The sequence below is a fragment of the Amphibacillus jilinensis Y1 genome (assembly GCF_000306965.1).
Classification (GTDB): Bacteria; Bacillota; Bacilli; order Bacillales; family Amphibacillaceae; genus Amphibacillus_C; species Amphibacillus_C jilinensis.
Genome location: NZ_JH976441.1, coordinates 63,241 through 79,276, shown reverse-complemented (window position 1 = coordinate 79,276; position 16,036 = coordinate 63,241). Strand labels below are relative to the sequence as shown.

13 protein-coding genes are annotated in these 16,036 nt (G+C 37.5%); 10 read left to right on the top strand and 3 right to left on the bottom strand.

The genetic code is table 11. The features are described 5' to 3' along the window. Nucleotides 1–125: 125 nt before the first annotated feature. A complete protein-coding gene (locus B494_RS0116030) occupies nt 126–1,313 on the top strand; it encodes an acetate kinase (protein WP_017473403.1) in 1,188 nt (395 codons plus the stop codon). Between the two features lie 264 nt (nt 1,314–1,577). On the opposite strand, the gene B494_RS0116025 is transcribed toward B494_RS0116030, so the two are convergent. Next, a complete protein-coding gene (locus B494_RS0116025) occupies nt 1,578–2,057 on the bottom strand; it encodes a universal stress protein (protein WP_017473402.1) in 480 nt (159 codons plus the stop codon). 236 nt (nt 2,058–2,293) lie between these two features. On the opposite strand from B494_RS0116025, the gene B494_RS0116020 reads away from it, so the two are divergent. Then, the gene (locus B494_RS0116020; protein ID WP_017473401.1) at nt 2,294–3,607 is read left to right on the top strand and encodes a DRTGG domain-containing protein; all 1,314 of its coding nucleotides are present in this window, start codon (nt 2,294–2,296) and stop codon (nt 3,605–3,607) included. A gap of 18 nt (nt 3,608–3,625) precedes the next feature. Then, nucleotides 3,626–4,564, top strand: a complete 939-nt coding sequence (locus B494_RS0116015) for a DHH family phosphoesterase (RefSeq protein ID WP_017473400.1) — start codon at nt 3,626–3,628, stop codon at nt 4,562–4,564. A 51-nt stretch (nt 4,565–4,615) separates the two neighbouring features. On the opposite strand, the gene ytrI is transcribed toward B494_RS0116015, so the two are convergent. Both ytrI and ytrH read right to left on the bottom strand, forming a co-directional pair. Beyond that, on the bottom strand, nt 4,616–5,119 hold the full coding sequence (ytrI, locus tag B494_RS0116010) for a sporulation membrane protein YtrI (RefSeq protein ID WP_017473399.1): 504 nt from the start codon (nt 5,117–5,119) through the stop codon (nt 4,616–4,618). Next, complete coding sequence (gene ytrH, locus B494_RS0116005) at nt 5,119–5,451, bottom strand: sporulation membrane protein YtrH (protein WP_017473398.1); 333 nt, start codon at nt 5,449–5,451, stop codon at nt 5,119–5,121. Before ytrH ends, ytrI begins: the two co-directional genes overlap by 1 nt. A gap of 142 nt (nt 5,452–5,593) precedes the next feature. Between ytrH and dnaE the strand changes: the two genes are divergently transcribed. The 7 genes from dnaE to pyk all read left to right on the top strand — a co-directional run bounded on the left by dnaE (nt 5,594) and on the right by pyk (nt 15,822). Continuing rightward, on the top strand, nt 5,594–8,899 hold the full coding sequence (dnaE, locus tag B494_RS0116000; protein WP_017473397.1) for a DNA polymerase III subunit alpha: 3,306 nt from the start codon (nt 5,594–5,596) through the stop codon (nt 8,897–8,899). A gap of 133 nt (nt 8,900–9,032) precedes the next feature. Continuing rightward, a complete protein-coding gene (gene ystJ, locus B494_RS0115995; RefSeq protein WP_051128287.1) occupies nt 9,033–10,250 on the top strand; it encodes an NADP-dependent malic enzyme in 1,218 nt (405 codons plus the stop codon). A 164-nt stretch (nt 10,251–10,414) separates the two neighbouring features. After that, nucleotides 10,415–11,005, top strand: a complete 591-nt coding sequence (locus tag B494_RS19670) for a FadR/GntR family transcriptional regulator (protein WP_017473395.1) — start codon at nt 10,415–10,417, stop codon at nt 11,003–11,005. Between the two features lie 29 nt (nt 11,006–11,034). Then, nucleotides 11,035–11,898, top strand: coding sequence for an acetyl-CoA carboxylase, carboxyltransferase subunit beta (accD, locus tag B494_RS0115985; protein WP_017473394.1), 864 nt, complete (start codon nt 11,035–11,037; stop codon nt 11,896–11,898). Beyond that, a complete protein-coding gene (locus B494_RS0115980) occupies nt 11,895–12,842 on the top strand; it encodes an acetyl-CoA carboxylase carboxyltransferase subunit alpha (RefSeq protein ID WP_017473393.1) in 948 nt (315 codons plus the stop codon). Before accD ends, B494_RS0115980 begins: the two co-directional genes overlap by 4 nt. Nucleotides 12,843–13,045: 203 nt before the next feature. Then, nucleotides 13,046–14,005, top strand: coding sequence for a 6-phosphofructokinase (gene pfkA / locus B494_RS0115975; RefSeq protein WP_017473392.1), 960 nt, complete (start codon nt 13,046–13,048; stop codon nt 14,003–14,005). A 53-nt stretch (nt 14,006–14,058) separates the two neighbouring features. Continuing rightward, nucleotides 14,059–15,822, top strand: coding sequence for a pyruvate kinase (pyk, locus tag B494_RS0115970; protein WP_017473391.1), 1,764 nt, complete (start codon nt 14,059–14,061; stop codon nt 15,820–15,822). Nucleotides 15,823–16,036 lie beyond the last annotated feature (214 nt).

Sequence of the window (16,036 nt, the reverse complement as noted above, 5' to 3'; positions counted from 1 at the left end):
AATTAAAAATATTAACTGGTATCGTTTTCATATAACTTTCAAGTTGCATTTTATGTCGATTGTTCGTTAAAATATAAGTGGTATATAAATAGACTAAATAGGGAACCCGAAAGGATTGAAGGATTTTGAGTAAAGTTATATCTATTAATGCTGGTAGTTCATCACTAAAATTCCAATTGATTGAAATGCCAGATGAAACTGTTTTAGCCAAAGGTTTGGTTGAGCGTATTGGTATTGAAAATTCTGTATTTAAATTAGAATACGGAGAACAAGAAGACGTGGTTACCACAGATATTCCAAATCATGAGAAGGCTGTTCAATTATTATTAGAAAAATTACAAGCCTCTGGTGTAATTAAGTCATTGGAAGAAATTGATGGTGTAGGTCATCGTGTTGTACATGGTGGCGAACGCTTTAGTGACTCTGTACTTGTCACTGATGAAGTAATAGCTGAAATTGACAAAGTATCAGAGTTGGCGCCATTACATAATCCTGCTAACTTAACAGGTATTAAGGCATTTAAAGACATTTTGCCTAATGTACCTGCTGTTGCTGTGTTTGATACTGCTTTTCATCAATCGATGCCACCTGAATCTTATTTATACAGTTTACCATATGAGTATTATCAAGATTTTGGTATTCGTAAATATGGTTTTCATGGGACAAGTCATAAATATGTTTCAGAGCGAGCTGCAGAAATGCTGGATGCACCACTAGAAAAATTACGTCTTATTACATGTCATATTGGTAATGGAGCAAGTGTTGCAGCCGTTAAAAATGGTGAGTCTATTGATACAACAATGGGCTTTACGCCACTTGAAGGGGTTACGATGGGGACGCGTTCTGGTAGTTTGGATCCAGCCCTAGTACCTTATATTATGGATAAGACAGGTAAAGATGTTAATGAAGTGCTTCATGTATTAAATAAAGAAAGTGGTATGTTAGCACTTTCTGGTTTCTCTAGTGACTTAAGAGATATTGAAGAAAAAGCAGGCCAAGGTAATGAACGTGCTGAATTAGCTTTAAAGATCTTTGCCGGACGTATTCACCAATACATTGGTTCATATGCTTCTAAGATGCACGGCGTTGATGCGATTATCTTTACAGCAGGGATCGGAGAAAATAGTAAAGCAGTTCGAGAGCGTGTGTTAGAAGGCTTAGAATTTATGGGGGTATATTGGGACCCTGCTAGAAATGATGTTCGTGGTAAAGAAACATTTATTAATTATCCACATTCCCCAGTTAAAGTATTAGTTGTTCCAACAAATGAAGAAGTTATGATTGCGCGAGATGTAGCACGATTAGCATTATAAATAGGAAAAGGGACACTCCGTTTTTTATGGAGTGTCCCTTTTTAATTAAGACTTATCACAGCTAATCGTCCGTAAAACCCCTACCTAAAATTAAAGAATATTTAAATCTATATAGGTAGGTGATAACGGTCGCTAATGTTCTGATTCACTCAACTAACAATCAAGTGAGCGAAGAATAAAACGCTCACTGATTGAAGATTTGTATTATTTAGATGATCGTTCAAAGCACTGATAGTTACGCGATGCTTCGGTTACCAAAAAATATTAAATCGTTTGCTCTAAGTTTTGTTCTTCAACTTCATCGTCTGAGCGAACGACAAGGACATCGCATGGAGCATAGCGTGTTATATTTTCTGAAACACTGCCAATTAGAAAGCGCTCTACTGCATTTAAGCCTGTTGCACCGCACATGATTAAATCTGCATTAAAAGCTTTTGCTACATATTTTGGGATGCGAACCTTAGGTGACCCGTAATCAATATGGGTTTCAACCTTTCTTACATCCGCACTTTCCGCTTGAATTTTATAGTCATTTAATAGCTGGCTTGCATATGTTTCAGAACGATTTATCATGGATTGATCATAGGTTTCAGCAGTTGAGATTGTTTTAGTATCAACAACATGGGCAATAATAAGATCAGCATCATTACGCTTAGCAACATGAACAGCTTTTTTAAAAGCTTTTAAAGAAGCTTGTGAACCGTCCACTGCAACGACAATGCGTTTATATTCTTCTGCTGGCATCGCTATCACTCCTCTAACGTTTTATATATTCCTATACCCGATTATAGCATTTGTAAACCTTTACGTTCAATTTTGATACCCTTTTCATTCATTGTATTGAATGAAATGCTTAAACATGTGTCTAGTTGAAAATCTTTTAAATCGTATGACCAAAATTGATACTTCAAGTAAAGAACTGTATAATAACACTTATAGATAAGAAATATAGTACAGTTAAGAAAGTTAGGTGAAGTACCTTGGCGACTAAGCATGAACAAATATTACATCATATTGAGTCATTAAAAGTTGGTAATAAAATTTCGGTTAGACAAATCGCTAAAAATTTAAGTGTTAGTGAAGGTACCGCATATCGAGCGATCAAAGAAGCTGAAAATCAAGGATTAGTTAGTACCATCGAACGTGTAGGAACAATTCGAATTGAACAGAAAAAGAAGGAAAACTTCGAACATTTAACCTTTGCTGAGATTATCGGAATTGTAGATGGCCAAGTGTTGGGTGGACGCGAAGGATTACATAAAACCTTACATAAATTTGTTATTGGTGCAATGAAAACAGATGCCATGATGCGCTATTTAGAAAAAGACTCTTTGTTGATTATCGGTAATAGAGTAGAGGCACATCAATTAGCGCTGGAAGAAGGAGCAGCTGTCCTTATTACAGGCGGATTTGATACAGATGATCACATTAAACGCTTAGCAGATGAACAACAACTACCGATTATATCAACGAGTTATGATACGTTTACGGTGGCAGCCATGATTAATAGAGCTATTTACGATCAATTGATTAAGAAAGAGATCGTTCTTGTTGGGGATATTTACACCCCTTACGAAAAAACGCACTATTTAAAAAGAACAGATCAATTAGAACGGTGGTATTATCTAAAAGATCATACAACACATTCGCGTTATCCAGTGGTTGATGAACAGATGCGTGTGGTCGGTATTATTACGTCTAAAGATGTAATTGGAAAATCACCGGATATAACTGTTGAGAAAGTGATGACAAAAAATCCGATTACTGTCTTCAATCAAACCTCGCTGGCTTATGCCGCTCACATGATGGTTTGGGAAGGTATTGAAATCGTACCTGTTGTTAGTTCAAATCATCGACTGATTGGTTTGATTTCTAGGCAAGATGTGTTAAAAGCCCTTCAACATGTACAGAGACAACCTCAAGTTGGAGAAACGATTGATGATATTGTAACGAGTGGGCTTACAATGAGACAAGAAGGGGCACAATATATATTTAAGTCTCAAGTGACACCGCAAATGACCAATGCACTTGGCACCTTATCTAATGGGGTGTTGGTTTCCTTTATTACTGAAGTAAGTAGCCGTCTTATGGCTTACACTAAAAAAGGAGACCTTGTTGTTGAAAATATTTCTGTTTATTTTATAAAGCCTGTTCAACTTGAAAGTGCGATCGACATCATTCCACGTATTTTAGAAATTGGAAGAAAATCGGTAAAAGTAGATATCGAATTATTTCATGAAAAGGATATCGTTGGTAAAGCGGTGTTGATAGGCCAATTGATTGACCGATATTAAAGATAGGAGTTGTCACTTATGAATGACATTACTGAGCGGATTATCGATAGAATTAAAGTATACAATCGAATTATTATTCATCGCCATGTTAGACCAGATCCAGATGCTTTTGGTGCTCAAGTGGGTTTAGCGAAAGCCATTCAAACGAGCTTTCCTGCAAAAGAGGTCTATTGCGTTGGAGAAGATGAAGCATCATTGGGTTATTTAGCCACAATGGATCAAATAGCAGACAATCTTTATGAAGATGCACTTGTTATCATTTGTGATACAGCCAATCGCCCACGAATCGATGACCAGCGTTTTATGAAGGCGCGCGAATTAATAAAGATTGACCATCACCCTGAAGTAGATCCTTACGGTGATCTGAGTTGGGTCGATACGGATGCCAGTTCTACTTCTGAAATGATTTATACGCTAATTTCCGGGGCGCAGCAAGAATTGAAAATGAATACCGAAGTAGCACGTTTGCTTTATGCCGGTATGGTTGGAGATACGGGGAGATTTCTATTTCCGAGCACGACGCCTTATACGTTTAAAGTAGCGGCAGATTTAGTTCATTATCCGTTTGATCGCAGCGCCTTATATAACCAAATGTACGAAATGGAGCTCCCGATTGCGCAATTAAAAGGATATTTACTGGACCAACTGGATCATAGCCAAACCGGTGTTTGTACAGTAAAGCTAACCAAAGAAATTCTAGAACGTTATCAAGTCACAGCAGCTCAAACGAGTTCACTAGTAGGCGTATTTGGTGATATCAAAGGAATAAAATGTTGGGCAATCTTTGTAGAAGAAGAACAATTAATTCGTGTTCGCCTTCGTTCAAAAGGTGTTGCTATTAATGAAATTGCAGCACAATTTAATGGAGGGGGGCATCCGTTGGCTGCGGGTGCTACCGTATATAATTGGCAAGAGGCGGATCAATTGAAATTAGCACTTGAACAAGCTTGTCAATGACAGTAAGACAGATCTTGTTTCTAAATACTGGTAAAAGAGATTTGATCTCTTTTACCTTTGGACATCAAGCTCAATATGAATTTCGCTTTGTTCATTGATAAATAAATGTTTAATGTGCGCTTGGTAAATAAAACCGTCTATCTCGTAATTTTTATTTTCGACCATCTTAATTAATAAAGGGTAGTTATCATTTATGGTAGCTACTTCTGATCCTAAGATATCGCTTACTTCTTCCTTAATCAACTCTTCTAATTCGTGTAAAATAAAACGATCTAATTTAAAATGATCAGCATTAATAATAATGATATCAATCGCATTAATCACTAATTTCTGTTGATATTTCTCATTAAGCTCTGTAAGATTTTCTTCAAGGGTTTCATAGGCAAGTTGTAATTCTTGTCTCTCAGTTCTTAATCGCAAATTTTCTTCAATGCGTTTTTCCATTAATTCACCGTACATGTAGATAAAAACGAGGTAACCGATTAAAGCACCTATAAACATACCAACAAATAAAAGTTGCCAATCTTTAAATTTAAAGTAAGGAGGGATATGCATTAAGTCAGCTCCTCTTGGATTAACCATTCTATAATTAATAAAGCAACTTGAACGCCACCCATTGCTGTAATAATGATGATAATTTGTTTAACGATATCCATCGTAGAGCCTTCCATAATACCACGTTCAAAATTCGAAATAACATCAAATGTTCCGCCAATTGCAGCTACTATTGCCCATATCCTGAGACTTTTGGCAATCCGACCCATTAATGTTAAAGGGGGTTCACCGCTGGCAAAGGCGCCAATACTACCAATGAACGCCCCGCCAATAACAACACCTAAAGCAATAAAAAAACATTGGATGATCGTGGCAAAAAAACGTTCTTCCATATGATAAACTCCTTTTTAGGCAAACATATAGGTTAGTGCTAGTCTATGTTTGGATAAGGTTGTCTATGTTTTTATTTTTCAATTGGCTAACCGATCAGCTATAATAGACTATAACAAAGAACTTATGTAGGAGGTTAATCCATTGTCATTTGTACATTTACAAGTAAAAAGTGCCTATACATTTATGCAGAGTACAGTAAAGATTAACGACCTTGTGCAAATGGCGAAGCAGCATCAAATGTCGGCTGTTGCCTTAACTGACCACAATGTATTACACGGAGCGGTGTCTTTTTATCAGACTTGTGTAAGAGAGGGCGTTACACCGATTATCGGCATGGAGACATCAGTATACATAAATAATCAGTCTGAAGATATAATCTTATTGGCGAAAAGTAATGAAGGCTACCAGTCATTAGTGCAAATAAGTTCAATCATTCAAGCAAGCGAGGAGAAGTGGATTGATTACCAACAATGCTTGACGTTACTGAAAGATTGTCTGATTATTATTCCATTTCAACACAGTGTTTTAAATCAATATTTAAATAGATCAGATCAAGAAGCAGTGCGTCAATTTCTTGATATTTGGCCTGAGGGAACGTCGATCGGCTTAACACGGTTTGACCTTGATCAAGTTGATCAACTTCAACAGTTTCAGTTGCCATTAGTTGCACTCGGTGATGTGCGTTACTTAAGAGGTGAGGATCAGCAAGCTTTTCAGTGCCTTCGTGCCATTGATAAGAAAAACGGCTTAGATCCGTTTGACGTCGTAAATAGCTATCACTTTTTTAATCAAACCGAGGCGTATCATTTTTTTGAAGGTTATCCTGAACTTATCGACCAAGCCAAAAGAATGGCAATGGCTTGTAAGGTTGAGTTAACATTTAATCAGCACATGCTACCGAGGTATCCGCTCGAAGATGATCAAGATGCTTCTACTTATTTACGTGCGCTTTGTGAACAGGCTGCAGATCAAAAACATTCGGACATGAGCCAAGTCAAAGGCCGATTGGACTATGAGCTATCAGTTATTCAAGAAATGGGTTTTAGCGATTATTTCTTAATTGTTTGGGATTTCATACGTTTTGCTAAAGCTCAAGATATTTTAGTTGGACCTGGTCGGGGCTCAGTAGCTGGTTCTGTCGTTGCTTATTTATTAGGTATTACAACGGTAGATCCATTAAAATATAATCTTTTGTTCGAACGTTTCCTTAACCCTGAACGTGTGTCGATGCCTGATATTGATGTCGATTTTTCAGACCATCGCAGACAAGAAGTTATTGATTATGTTAAGGATAAGTATGGTTATGAATCTGTCGCGCAGATTGGGACATTTGGGACCTTTAAAGCGCGTTCGATTATTCGTGAATTGGCTAAAGTGTTCAAACTCAAGGATGCTGACTTAAAATTTATTTTAAAAGAAATTCCTGCTCAAGGCGATGCTTCCATTGTTAAGGTGGTTAAGTCATCTAATCGGTTACTTGATTTTATTAAAGAGGATGAGGAGCTTCAACGTTTTTTCAAAGTTGCCCGAGTATTGGAAGGCTTACCGCGTAATATGTCAACACATGCTGCTGGGGTTATTATTCATGATCAGCCGTTGCTGAAAACCGTTCCGCTCATTCATGACCAAGCGGGTAATCTATTAACCCAGTTTCCTATGGGTGACTTAGAAGCAATTGGATTATTGAAAATGGATTTCTTAGGTTTGCGTAATTTGACGACAATTGAACGAATTATCAACTTGATTAGTCGATATCAAAAGGAATCGTTGAAATTAAGTGAGATTCCTTTTGATGATCAACGTACATTTGATTTGCTTAAAAGAGGCGAAACAACTGGTGTTTTTCAACTTGAGTCCGCAGGCATGCAACGTGTTTTAAAAACATTAAAACCAACTACTTTTGAAGAGGTCGTTGCAGTAAATGCTTTATATCGACCAGGCCCAATGGATTTCATTGATACTTATATTAAACGTAAGCATCAAGAGGAAAAGGTTAGCTATATCCATCCAGATTTAAAGCCAATTTTAGATGCTACTTATGGGGTGTTAATATATCAGGAACAGATCATCCAATTAGCCCATCAATTCGCAGGGTTAAGCTATGGTGAGGCGGATATTTTACGTCGAGCTATTAGCAAAAAGAAGCAAGAAGATATTGAATCAGTTAAGCAACAATTTATAACGGGGTGTTTGAATAAAGGCTATGCCCAGCATGTAGCTGAAGAGATTTTTTCTTGGATCTATCGCTTTGCTAACTATGGGTTTAATCGAAGTCATGCTGTTGCCTATAGCATTATTGCTTATCAATTGGCATACTTGAAAGCTCATTACCCAGTCTATTTTTTCACCGAATTATTAAATGCAATCACAGGTCAGCAAGACAAAGTTCAGCAGTTTATTAGGGAAGCAAAGAAAGCTTCACTTTCTTTATTGCCCCCTTCAATTAACAAAAGCTATTATCACTATCGTCCAGATCACGGTTCAATAAGAATGGGTTTGTCATCAATTAAAGGCTTAAGTTATCCGGTTATTAATGAAATCGTGAAAGTGAGGCAAGCAGGTCTCTTCAAGGATCTATTTGATTTTTGTATGCGTATTTCTTTAGAAGTTGTTAATCGTTCAGCAGTTGAGACATTGATTCTTGCCGGTACCTTTGATGAATGGGGTGCAGACCGTGCTACATTATTAGCCACCGTTGATGGTGCCATGGAACAAGGGGAACTTTTTGGTGGTTTGGGTGACCAAGCGGATCTCTTTGTCGATGGTTTGCAACTAGAAGGCCAGTATCAGCAAGTTGAACCATTCTCTGTCATGCAGAAATTAGCTTATGAAAAAGAATTATTAGGTATGTTTGTTACCGATCATCCGCTAGCATTGAAACGGCGTGTGCTTCGTAGCCATGGTTTGATAGATATTTCTCACATTTATTCGAAGCAAGATCAAAAAATACCAGCATGTGTTGCGATTGTTCAATCGATTAGAATTATTCGTACGAAAAGAGGCGAATCAATGGCTTTTCTTCAGTTAGCTGATGAGAAGGAAGAGATTGAAGCTGTTATTTTTCCTGACCTTTATCGAGACATAAAGCCAATGATAGAGGAACAAATGATTGTTGTAGTTAAAGGGAAAAAAGATTGGCGTCATGGCAAGGTACAGGTTATTATTCAAAGCTTAGACCAGCTAACATTAGATAAACTGCCTTCTGAACCAACCATTGATAAACAGTTATTTATTAAGGTCAATCAAGAAGATGAGTTAGAAGCGTATCTGCCATTAATTAATGATGTAAGCCAGCAATATCCAGGCCAAATACCGATCATTATTTATCAGTCCAACCATAAGAAGACCTTTCGTTTGTCAGAAGACTATTTTATTGATCCACAGTATCATGCCATTAAGCAACTCGAGGCACACTTCGGGCAAGAAAATGTTGTGTTAAAAGCGTAAAATGAAGAAAGACGCTGAGACTATTGTGCTAGATTGCGCTATTTGTATAGAAATTTGAAGCGGTAATATTTACACGAGGGGCTTATTTGATATAATAGAGAAGTTCATTGGTCAGGCCAATTGCTACCATATAATGGTTTCATACTATCTAAATAGAAGGGCGCGAGTTGCATTGACAACGTTAAAAGCAAAGGCATTAAATATGCATAAAGAGAACAAAGGTAAGCTTTCTGTAAAATCCAAAGTATCAGTTACTAATCAAGAAGAGTTGAGCTTAGCCTATTCACCTGGAGTTGCTGTACCTTGTCTTGAAATTAAAGATGACCCGAATTCTGCCTACTTGTATACAATGAAAAGCAATATGGTGGGGGTAGTGACAGATGGTTCAGCGGTACTAGGCTTAGGTAACATTGGTGGGCAAGCGGCATTGCCTGTGATGGAAGGAAAAGCTGTTCTTTTTAAAAATTTTGCTGATGTTGATGCCTTTCCAATTTGCTTAAATACACAAGATAACGAAGCAATTATAGAAGCAGTTAAACAAATTGCACCGACATTTGGAGGGATTAACCTCGAAGATATTGCTGCACCTGATTGTTTCATCATTGAGGAGCGGTTAAAACGTGAATTAGATATCCCTGTGTTTCATGATGATCAACATGGAACAGCCATTGTTACACTTGCTGGCTTAGTCAACGCTTTAAAGCTAGTGGGGAAAGAGTTTTCATCCACTAAAGTGGTCATAAACGGAGCAGGAGCAGCAGGTATTGCAATCGTTAAATTGCTTGCACATTTTGGTGTGAAAGATATGGTATTGTGTGACTCTAAAGGAGCCATTTATGCAGGACGACCATTTGGAATGAATCCGATTAAAGACGAAGTGGCTAAGATCACAAATAAAGAAAAGCAGGAAGGTGATTTGGCTACAGTTATTAAAGGTGCTGATGTCTTTATTGGTGTATCTTTAGCTGGGCTAGTAAGTAAAGCGATGGTTGCATCAATGAATCAAGATCCAATCTTATTTGCGATGGCTAACCCGGATCCTGAAATATTACCAGAAGATGCAATCGAAGCTGGTGCACGCGTTGTTGGCACGGGGAGATCTGATTATCCAAACCAAGTAAATAACGTTCTTGCCTTTCCAGGGATTTTTAAGGGAGCACTTGCAGTGAGAGCTTCGGATATCAATGAAGAAATGAAAGTTGCAGCTGTTCATGCGATTGCCAACCTTGTTAGTAACGCAGATCTAACTGATCGCTATGTCATTCCTAATCCTTTTGATCAAAGAGTTGCTGATTCGGTTTCCAAAGCTGTCGCTAAAGCGGCACAAGAATCAGGTGTTGCACGACTGTGATTTTGGCGTTTGCTAGCAAGCGTAGATATAAAACATCTGCTGATTGCAGGTTCGCTTTATAACGTATAGGGTATTTTTAGAAAATCGGTTATTTTAATATCAAACATGTTTGTCGCTTCATTATCATTTTATCCTTTTCTATAGTAAAATTAAGGGGTTGTAAAATGACAAACCGTAATGAGACCAAAGCATACGAAAATGTTTTAGAAAAAATCAAATCATATATTAAATTGGAACAATTAAAAGCAGGAGATCGTCTACCCTCAGAACGGGAATTAGCTGAACAATTACAAGTGAGCCGTTCGACCATTCGTGAAGGATTACGAGCAATAGAGTTATTAGGTTTGATTGAAACACGTCAAGGCGAAGGGACGTATTTAAAAGCTTATCAATCTTATCAAACACTATCGTTACTCTCTACTTTTATTTTTCAGGATGCACGTGTAAAAGGTGAAATAACAGATGTACTTGTTTCACTTGAAGAAGCGATTATTAGAAATGGTTATACTTACCATCGTGAGGCCGTTTTAGATGAATGGTCGCATCATAGTATGAGCAAATGGATTGAGTTAGGTCATGAAAAATTTTTTCGAGTGATATTAAAGCAGATAAGAAATGAGTTATTTACCAAGATATGGGCACTTCTATATGGCTTTAATTGCTCATTTGACAATGACTATCAACCTCCAGATATGGTAAGACTGATGGAAGCTTTTAAGTTAAAAAAACTTGAGCAGTTTTTTTCAAATGAATAATGGTTTAAATGATGCAAGGGGGAAGATCGATGCAAATTAAAAGTATTTTTGCAAAAAAAAAGAAATACGCAGCGATACCAACAGAAAAAGCAAAACAAGAAATTCCTGAGGGCTTAGTTGAAAAGTGTCATAATTGCTCAAAGATTTTCTATGAGAAGGAATGGAAAAATAACCTTCATGTCTGTCCTGCTTGTGGTACACATCATAAAATGACAGCACAACAAAGAATTAATAGTATGGCAGATGAGCATACCTTTGAAGAATGGGATGCTGATATAGAAACAAATAATCCCCTTGATTTCCCAGAATATGAACAAAAGTTAAAAAAAGATCAAGAGAAGACGGGCCTTAAAGATGCTGTTGTCACGGGAAAAGCAAAAGTAAATGGTTTACCAACAGCACTTGTTGTGATGGACCCACACTTTCGTATGGCGAGTATGGGAGCGGTTGTTGGTGAAAAGATAGCGAGAGCTTTAGAGACAGCACGTGAACAGGAGTTGCCCATCATTTTTTTTACAGCGTCAGGTGGCGCACGTATGCAAGAAGGCATGATTAGTCTCATGCAAATGGGTAAAACTTCAATGGCAGTTGAACGTTTTAATCGAGCAGGGGGCTGTATGATTGTTGTGATGACAAATCCTACTACTGGGGGCGTGACTGCAAGCTTCGCCTCAATTGGGGACTATCATTTTGCTGAGCCGGGAGCACTTATTGGGTTTGCTGGTAGACGTATTATTGAACAAACAATTCGTGAGAAGTTACCAGATACATTTCAGACGGCTGAATTCCAATTAGAGCATGGTCAGATTGATCGTGTGGTTAAACGTTCAGATTTAAAAAAACTTTTAACAACTATCCTTGACTTACATCAGCAAAAGGGGGACAAACAATGAAGTATGTCCTTGATTTTGAAAAACCAATCTTCGAACTTAGAGAAAAAATAAATGAACTAAAAACAATGACAGCAGCAAGTGAAATGGATTTGTCATCTGAGATTAAGACATTAGAAGCAAGACTAGAAAAATTGGAAAAAGATATTTATGGACATCTAAACCCATGGGACCGTGTACAAATTGCAAGACATCCTGAGCGACCGACTGCTTTAGATTATATTGAGCATTTATTTACTGATTTTATTGAATTGCACGGCGATCGTTTGTATCGGGATGATCCTGCCATCATTACAGGAATAGCTAAGTACAAGGATGAACCGGTAACTATAATTGGACAACAACGTGGTAAAAACACGAAAGAAAATTTATATCGTAACTTTGCTAGCCCTCATCCTGAAGGTTATCGCAAAGCTTTACGTCAAATGAAATTAGCTGAGAAATTTAATCGTCCAATTATTTCTTTTATTGATACAAAAGGTGCTCATCCAGGTAAAGGAGCAGAAGAGCGTGGCCAAGGCGAGGCAATTGCTCGAAACTTAATGGAGATGTCCCATTTATCAGTTCCAAGTATTTCTATCGTTATTGGAGAAGGGGGAAGTGGAGGTGCATTAGGTATTGGTTTATCTGATCACATCCATATGCTTGAAAATTCAACCTACTCCGTCATTTCCCCTGAAGGTGCAGCCAGTATATTGTGGAAAGATGCTACCAAAGCTAAAGAAGCGGCTTTGTCATTAAAAATTACCTCACACGATTTGAGAAGATTAAATATTATTGATGAGATTATTCCTGAACCACGAGGTGGGGCACATCGAGATCTGCCAATGCAAGCTGCTTATTTAGATGTTTATATTGAGAAATCACTTAACTACTTAATGAAATTATCATCGGATCAATTACTTAATAATAGATGGAAAAAATATAAAAACATTGGAAGTTTTTAAGTATTATTTTTCGGAAAATATACAGATTATTACGGTAAAGAATAAAAATAGTGAATTATCTTTATTTTCACCCCTAAAATGACATATTTAGGGGTGTGATTTTTTGCGCTTTCATGTATAATCTTAAGTGGAATTCATTTAGGATATATTTATGTTATAATGGCAAAGTTAGATAATGAAACATTTTGATTGAGGTGAAAGAGATGAGAAAAATAGGTGTATTAACAAGTGGTGGAGATGCCCCTGGTATGAATGCTGCCATTCGTGCAGTTGTTCGTAAAGGGATTTATCATGATATTGAAGTTTATGGTATTTACAATGGATACCAAGGTTTAATGGAAGGCAAAATCGAAAAAATGGAGCTTGGATCTGTTGGTGATATTATTCAACGCGGAGGAACGAAGCTATTCTCGGCCCGCTCAGAGAAGTTTAAAACAGAAGAAGGACAACACCAAGCTATTGAGCAGTTGAAAAAAGTAGGTATTGAAGGCTTAATCGTTATCGGTGGAGATGGTTCATTTCAAGGGGCTGCTAAATTGACAGCTAAAGGGTACCCTTGTATTGGTGTGCCAGGAACAATAGATAATGACATTCCGGGAACAGATTTTACAATCGGCTTTGATACCGCTCTAAACACAATTATTGAAGCGGTAGATAAAATTAGAGATACAGCCACTTCTCATGAACGTACATATGTAATTGAAGTAATGGGGCGCGATGCTGGCGATCTTGCTTTATGGGCTGGGTTGGCCAATGGAGCTGAGAGTGTGATTATTCCGGAAAAAGATGAACCTTTTGAAGATGTTGTCGAACGCTTAAAGCGAGGCAGTGCTAGAGGTAAGAAACACAGTATCATTATTTTGGCAGAAGGTGTTGGTAGTGGTATTGATTTTGGAAAGCAAATTGAAGAGGCAACAAATTTTGAAACACGTGTGACCGTACTAGGCCATATCCAACGTGGCGGACGTCCAACCGGTTTTGATCGTGTCCTAGCCAGTCGATTGGCTGGAAAAGCTGTTGATTTATTGCTTGAAGGTGAAGCAGGAAAAATGGTTGGTATTCAAAATAATCAACTGGTACATCATGATATTATTGACATTTTAAAATCACCACACCATTTAGATATGAGTTTATATCAACTTATGAGTGAACTATCTATCTAATTTATTAACATAGATATACTTAGATGTGAATTTAAGAAGGAGGAAGATATTAAATGAGAAGAACGAAAATTGTTTGTACAATTGGTCCGGCATCAGAATCGGTTGAGAAGTTAACGCAATTAGTTGAGGCTGGAATGAATGTAGCGCGACTTAATTTCTCACATGGTGATTATGAGGAGCATGGTGAGCGTATTAAAAATATTCGTGAGGCTGCAGCGAAGTTAGGTAAAACAGTCGCCATTCTTTTAGATACAAAAGGACCTGAGATTCGTACAGGTACAATGAAGGATGGGCAAGTAGATATTGTTAAAGGTCAATACATTAATATTACCATGGACGAGACCGTATTAGGAACAACTGAGAAGTTTGCAGTAACATACCCTCAATTGATTGAAGACGTACATGTAGGCTCTAAAATTCTTTTAGACGATGGTTTAATCGAATTAGAAGTTGTTGACATCTTAAATGACCAAAAAGAATTAAAAACAAAAGCCCTTAATTCAGGTTTGCTTAAAAATAAGAAGGGTGTTAACGTACCAAATGTTAGTGTGAATTTACCTGGTATGACAGATAAAGATGCTGCGGATATCTTATTTGGAATTGAGCAAGGTGTTGATTTTGTAGCGGCTTCATTTATTCGTCGTGCAGCTGATGTGCTAACGATTCGTGAGCATTTAGATAACAACGGTGGTAAAGAAATTAATATTATTCCTAAGATTGAGAACCAAGAAGGGGTTGACAATCTTGACGCTATTTTGCAAGTTTCAGATGGATTAATGGTAGCGCGTGGGGATTTGGGTGTAGAAATTCCACCTGAAGATGTTCCAGTCGTACAAAAAGAAATGATTCATAAATGTAATACAGCTGGAAAACCTGTTATTACAGCGACACAGATGTTAGATTCAATGCAACGCAATCCGCGTCCTACTCGAGCAGAAGCATCAGACGTTGCGAATGCGATTTTTGATGGAACAGATGCAATTATGCTATCAGGTGAAACGGCGGCAGGTGATTATCCTGTTGAATCTGTTCAAACGATGCATAATATTGCATTAAAAACAGAGACTGTACTTGATCATAAGTCTATTCTAGACTTACGCTCTAAAACAAGTGAAATGACGATGACAGATGCGATTAGTCAATCCGTTAACCATACAGCGATGAATTTAGAAGTTGATGCGATCTTAACGCCTACCGTAAGTGGACATACAGCTCGAATGATTTCTAAATATCGCCCTAAAGCACCGATTGTGGCTGTAACGTTTGAAGAAAAAATAAGTCGACGTTTGGCGTTAAGCTGGGGTGTACATGCTATTGTTGGAGAATTTGCTTATACGACTGACGAAGTTCTTGATTTAGCTATTGATCGTGGACTTGAAACAAATTACTTTAAACGTGGTGATCGTGTGATCATTACAGCTGGTGTACCTGTTGGAGAGCGTGGTACAACGAATATGATGAAAGTACACATTATTGGTGATGTGCTAACTAACGGACAAGGCGTTGGCAAAGGAAGTACCATCGGTCATGTCGTCTTTGCCAAAAATGCAGCTGAAGCTAATGAAAAAGTGAAAGCTGGAGATATTTTAGTTACTCAAGGCACAGATAAAGAGATGATGACTGCATTAGAAAAAGTAAGTGGTATTATTACAGTGGAAGGTGGATTAACTTCACATGCTGCTGTTGTTGGATTAGACCTTGCTATCCCTGTTATTGTAGGTGTGAATGATGCCATGTCTGTCATTGAAGAAGGAAAAGAAGTAACAATGGATGCCAAGAAAGGTGATATTTACGAAGGTCGAGCGAGCATTTTGTAGTTTAATCACCCTTTTAAAGTGTAACTAACTTGATCGTGTAAAATAAATAACCACATTTTAATGTTCTGTTATAGTAAAGAAGGGGGGAGCGATCCTCCTTCTTTTTTAACTCAATAAATGGATGTGACTTTCAGAAACGATTAGCTAAAACTGATAAGAAAGATATGATCCACATAGCTTTCTTAATAAACGTAAAACCATATGGTGTATATTT

What these genes read in the sequence shown, in the direction of transcription:
- B494_RS0116025 (WP_017473402.1), bottom strand. Translation starts at nt 2,057, where the DNA reads ATGCCAGCAGAAGAATATAAACGCATTGTCGTTGCAGTGGACGGTTCA.
- B494_RS0116015 (WP_017473400.1), top strand. Translation starts at nt 3,626, where the DNA reads ATGAATGACATTACTGAGCGGATTATCGATAGAATTAAAGTATACAAT.
- ytrI (WP_017473399.1), bottom strand. Translation starts at nt 5,119, where the DNA reads ATGCATATCCCTCCTTACTTTAAATTTAAAGATTGGCAACTTTTATTT.
- ytrH (WP_017473398.1), bottom strand. Translation starts at nt 5,451, where the DNA reads ATGGAAGAACGTTTTTTTGCCACGATCATCCAATGTTTTTTTATTGCT.
- ystJ (WP_051128287.1), top strand. Translation starts at nt 9,033, where the DNA reads ATGGTTTCATACTATCTAAATAGAAGGGCGCGAGTTGCATTGACAACG.
- B494_RS19670 (WP_017473395.1), top strand. Translation starts at nt 10,415, where the DNA reads ATGACAAACCGTAATGAGACCAAAGCATACGAAAATGTTTTAGAAAAA.
- accD (WP_017473394.1), top strand. Translation starts at nt 11,035, where the DNA reads ATGCAAATTAAAAGTATTTTTGCAAAAAAAAAGAAATACGCAGCGATA.
- B494_RS0115980 (WP_017473393.1), top strand. Translation starts at nt 11,895, where the DNA reads ATGAAGTATGTCCTTGATTTTGAAAAACCAATCTTCGAACTTAGAGAA.
- pfkA (WP_017473392.1), top strand. Translation starts at nt 13,046, where the DNA reads ATGAGAAAAATAGGTGTATTAACAAGTGGTGGAGATGCCCCTGGTATG.
- pyk (WP_017473391.1), top strand. Translation starts at nt 14,059, where the DNA reads ATGAGAAGAACGAAAATTGTTTGTACAATTGGTCCGGCATCAGAATCG.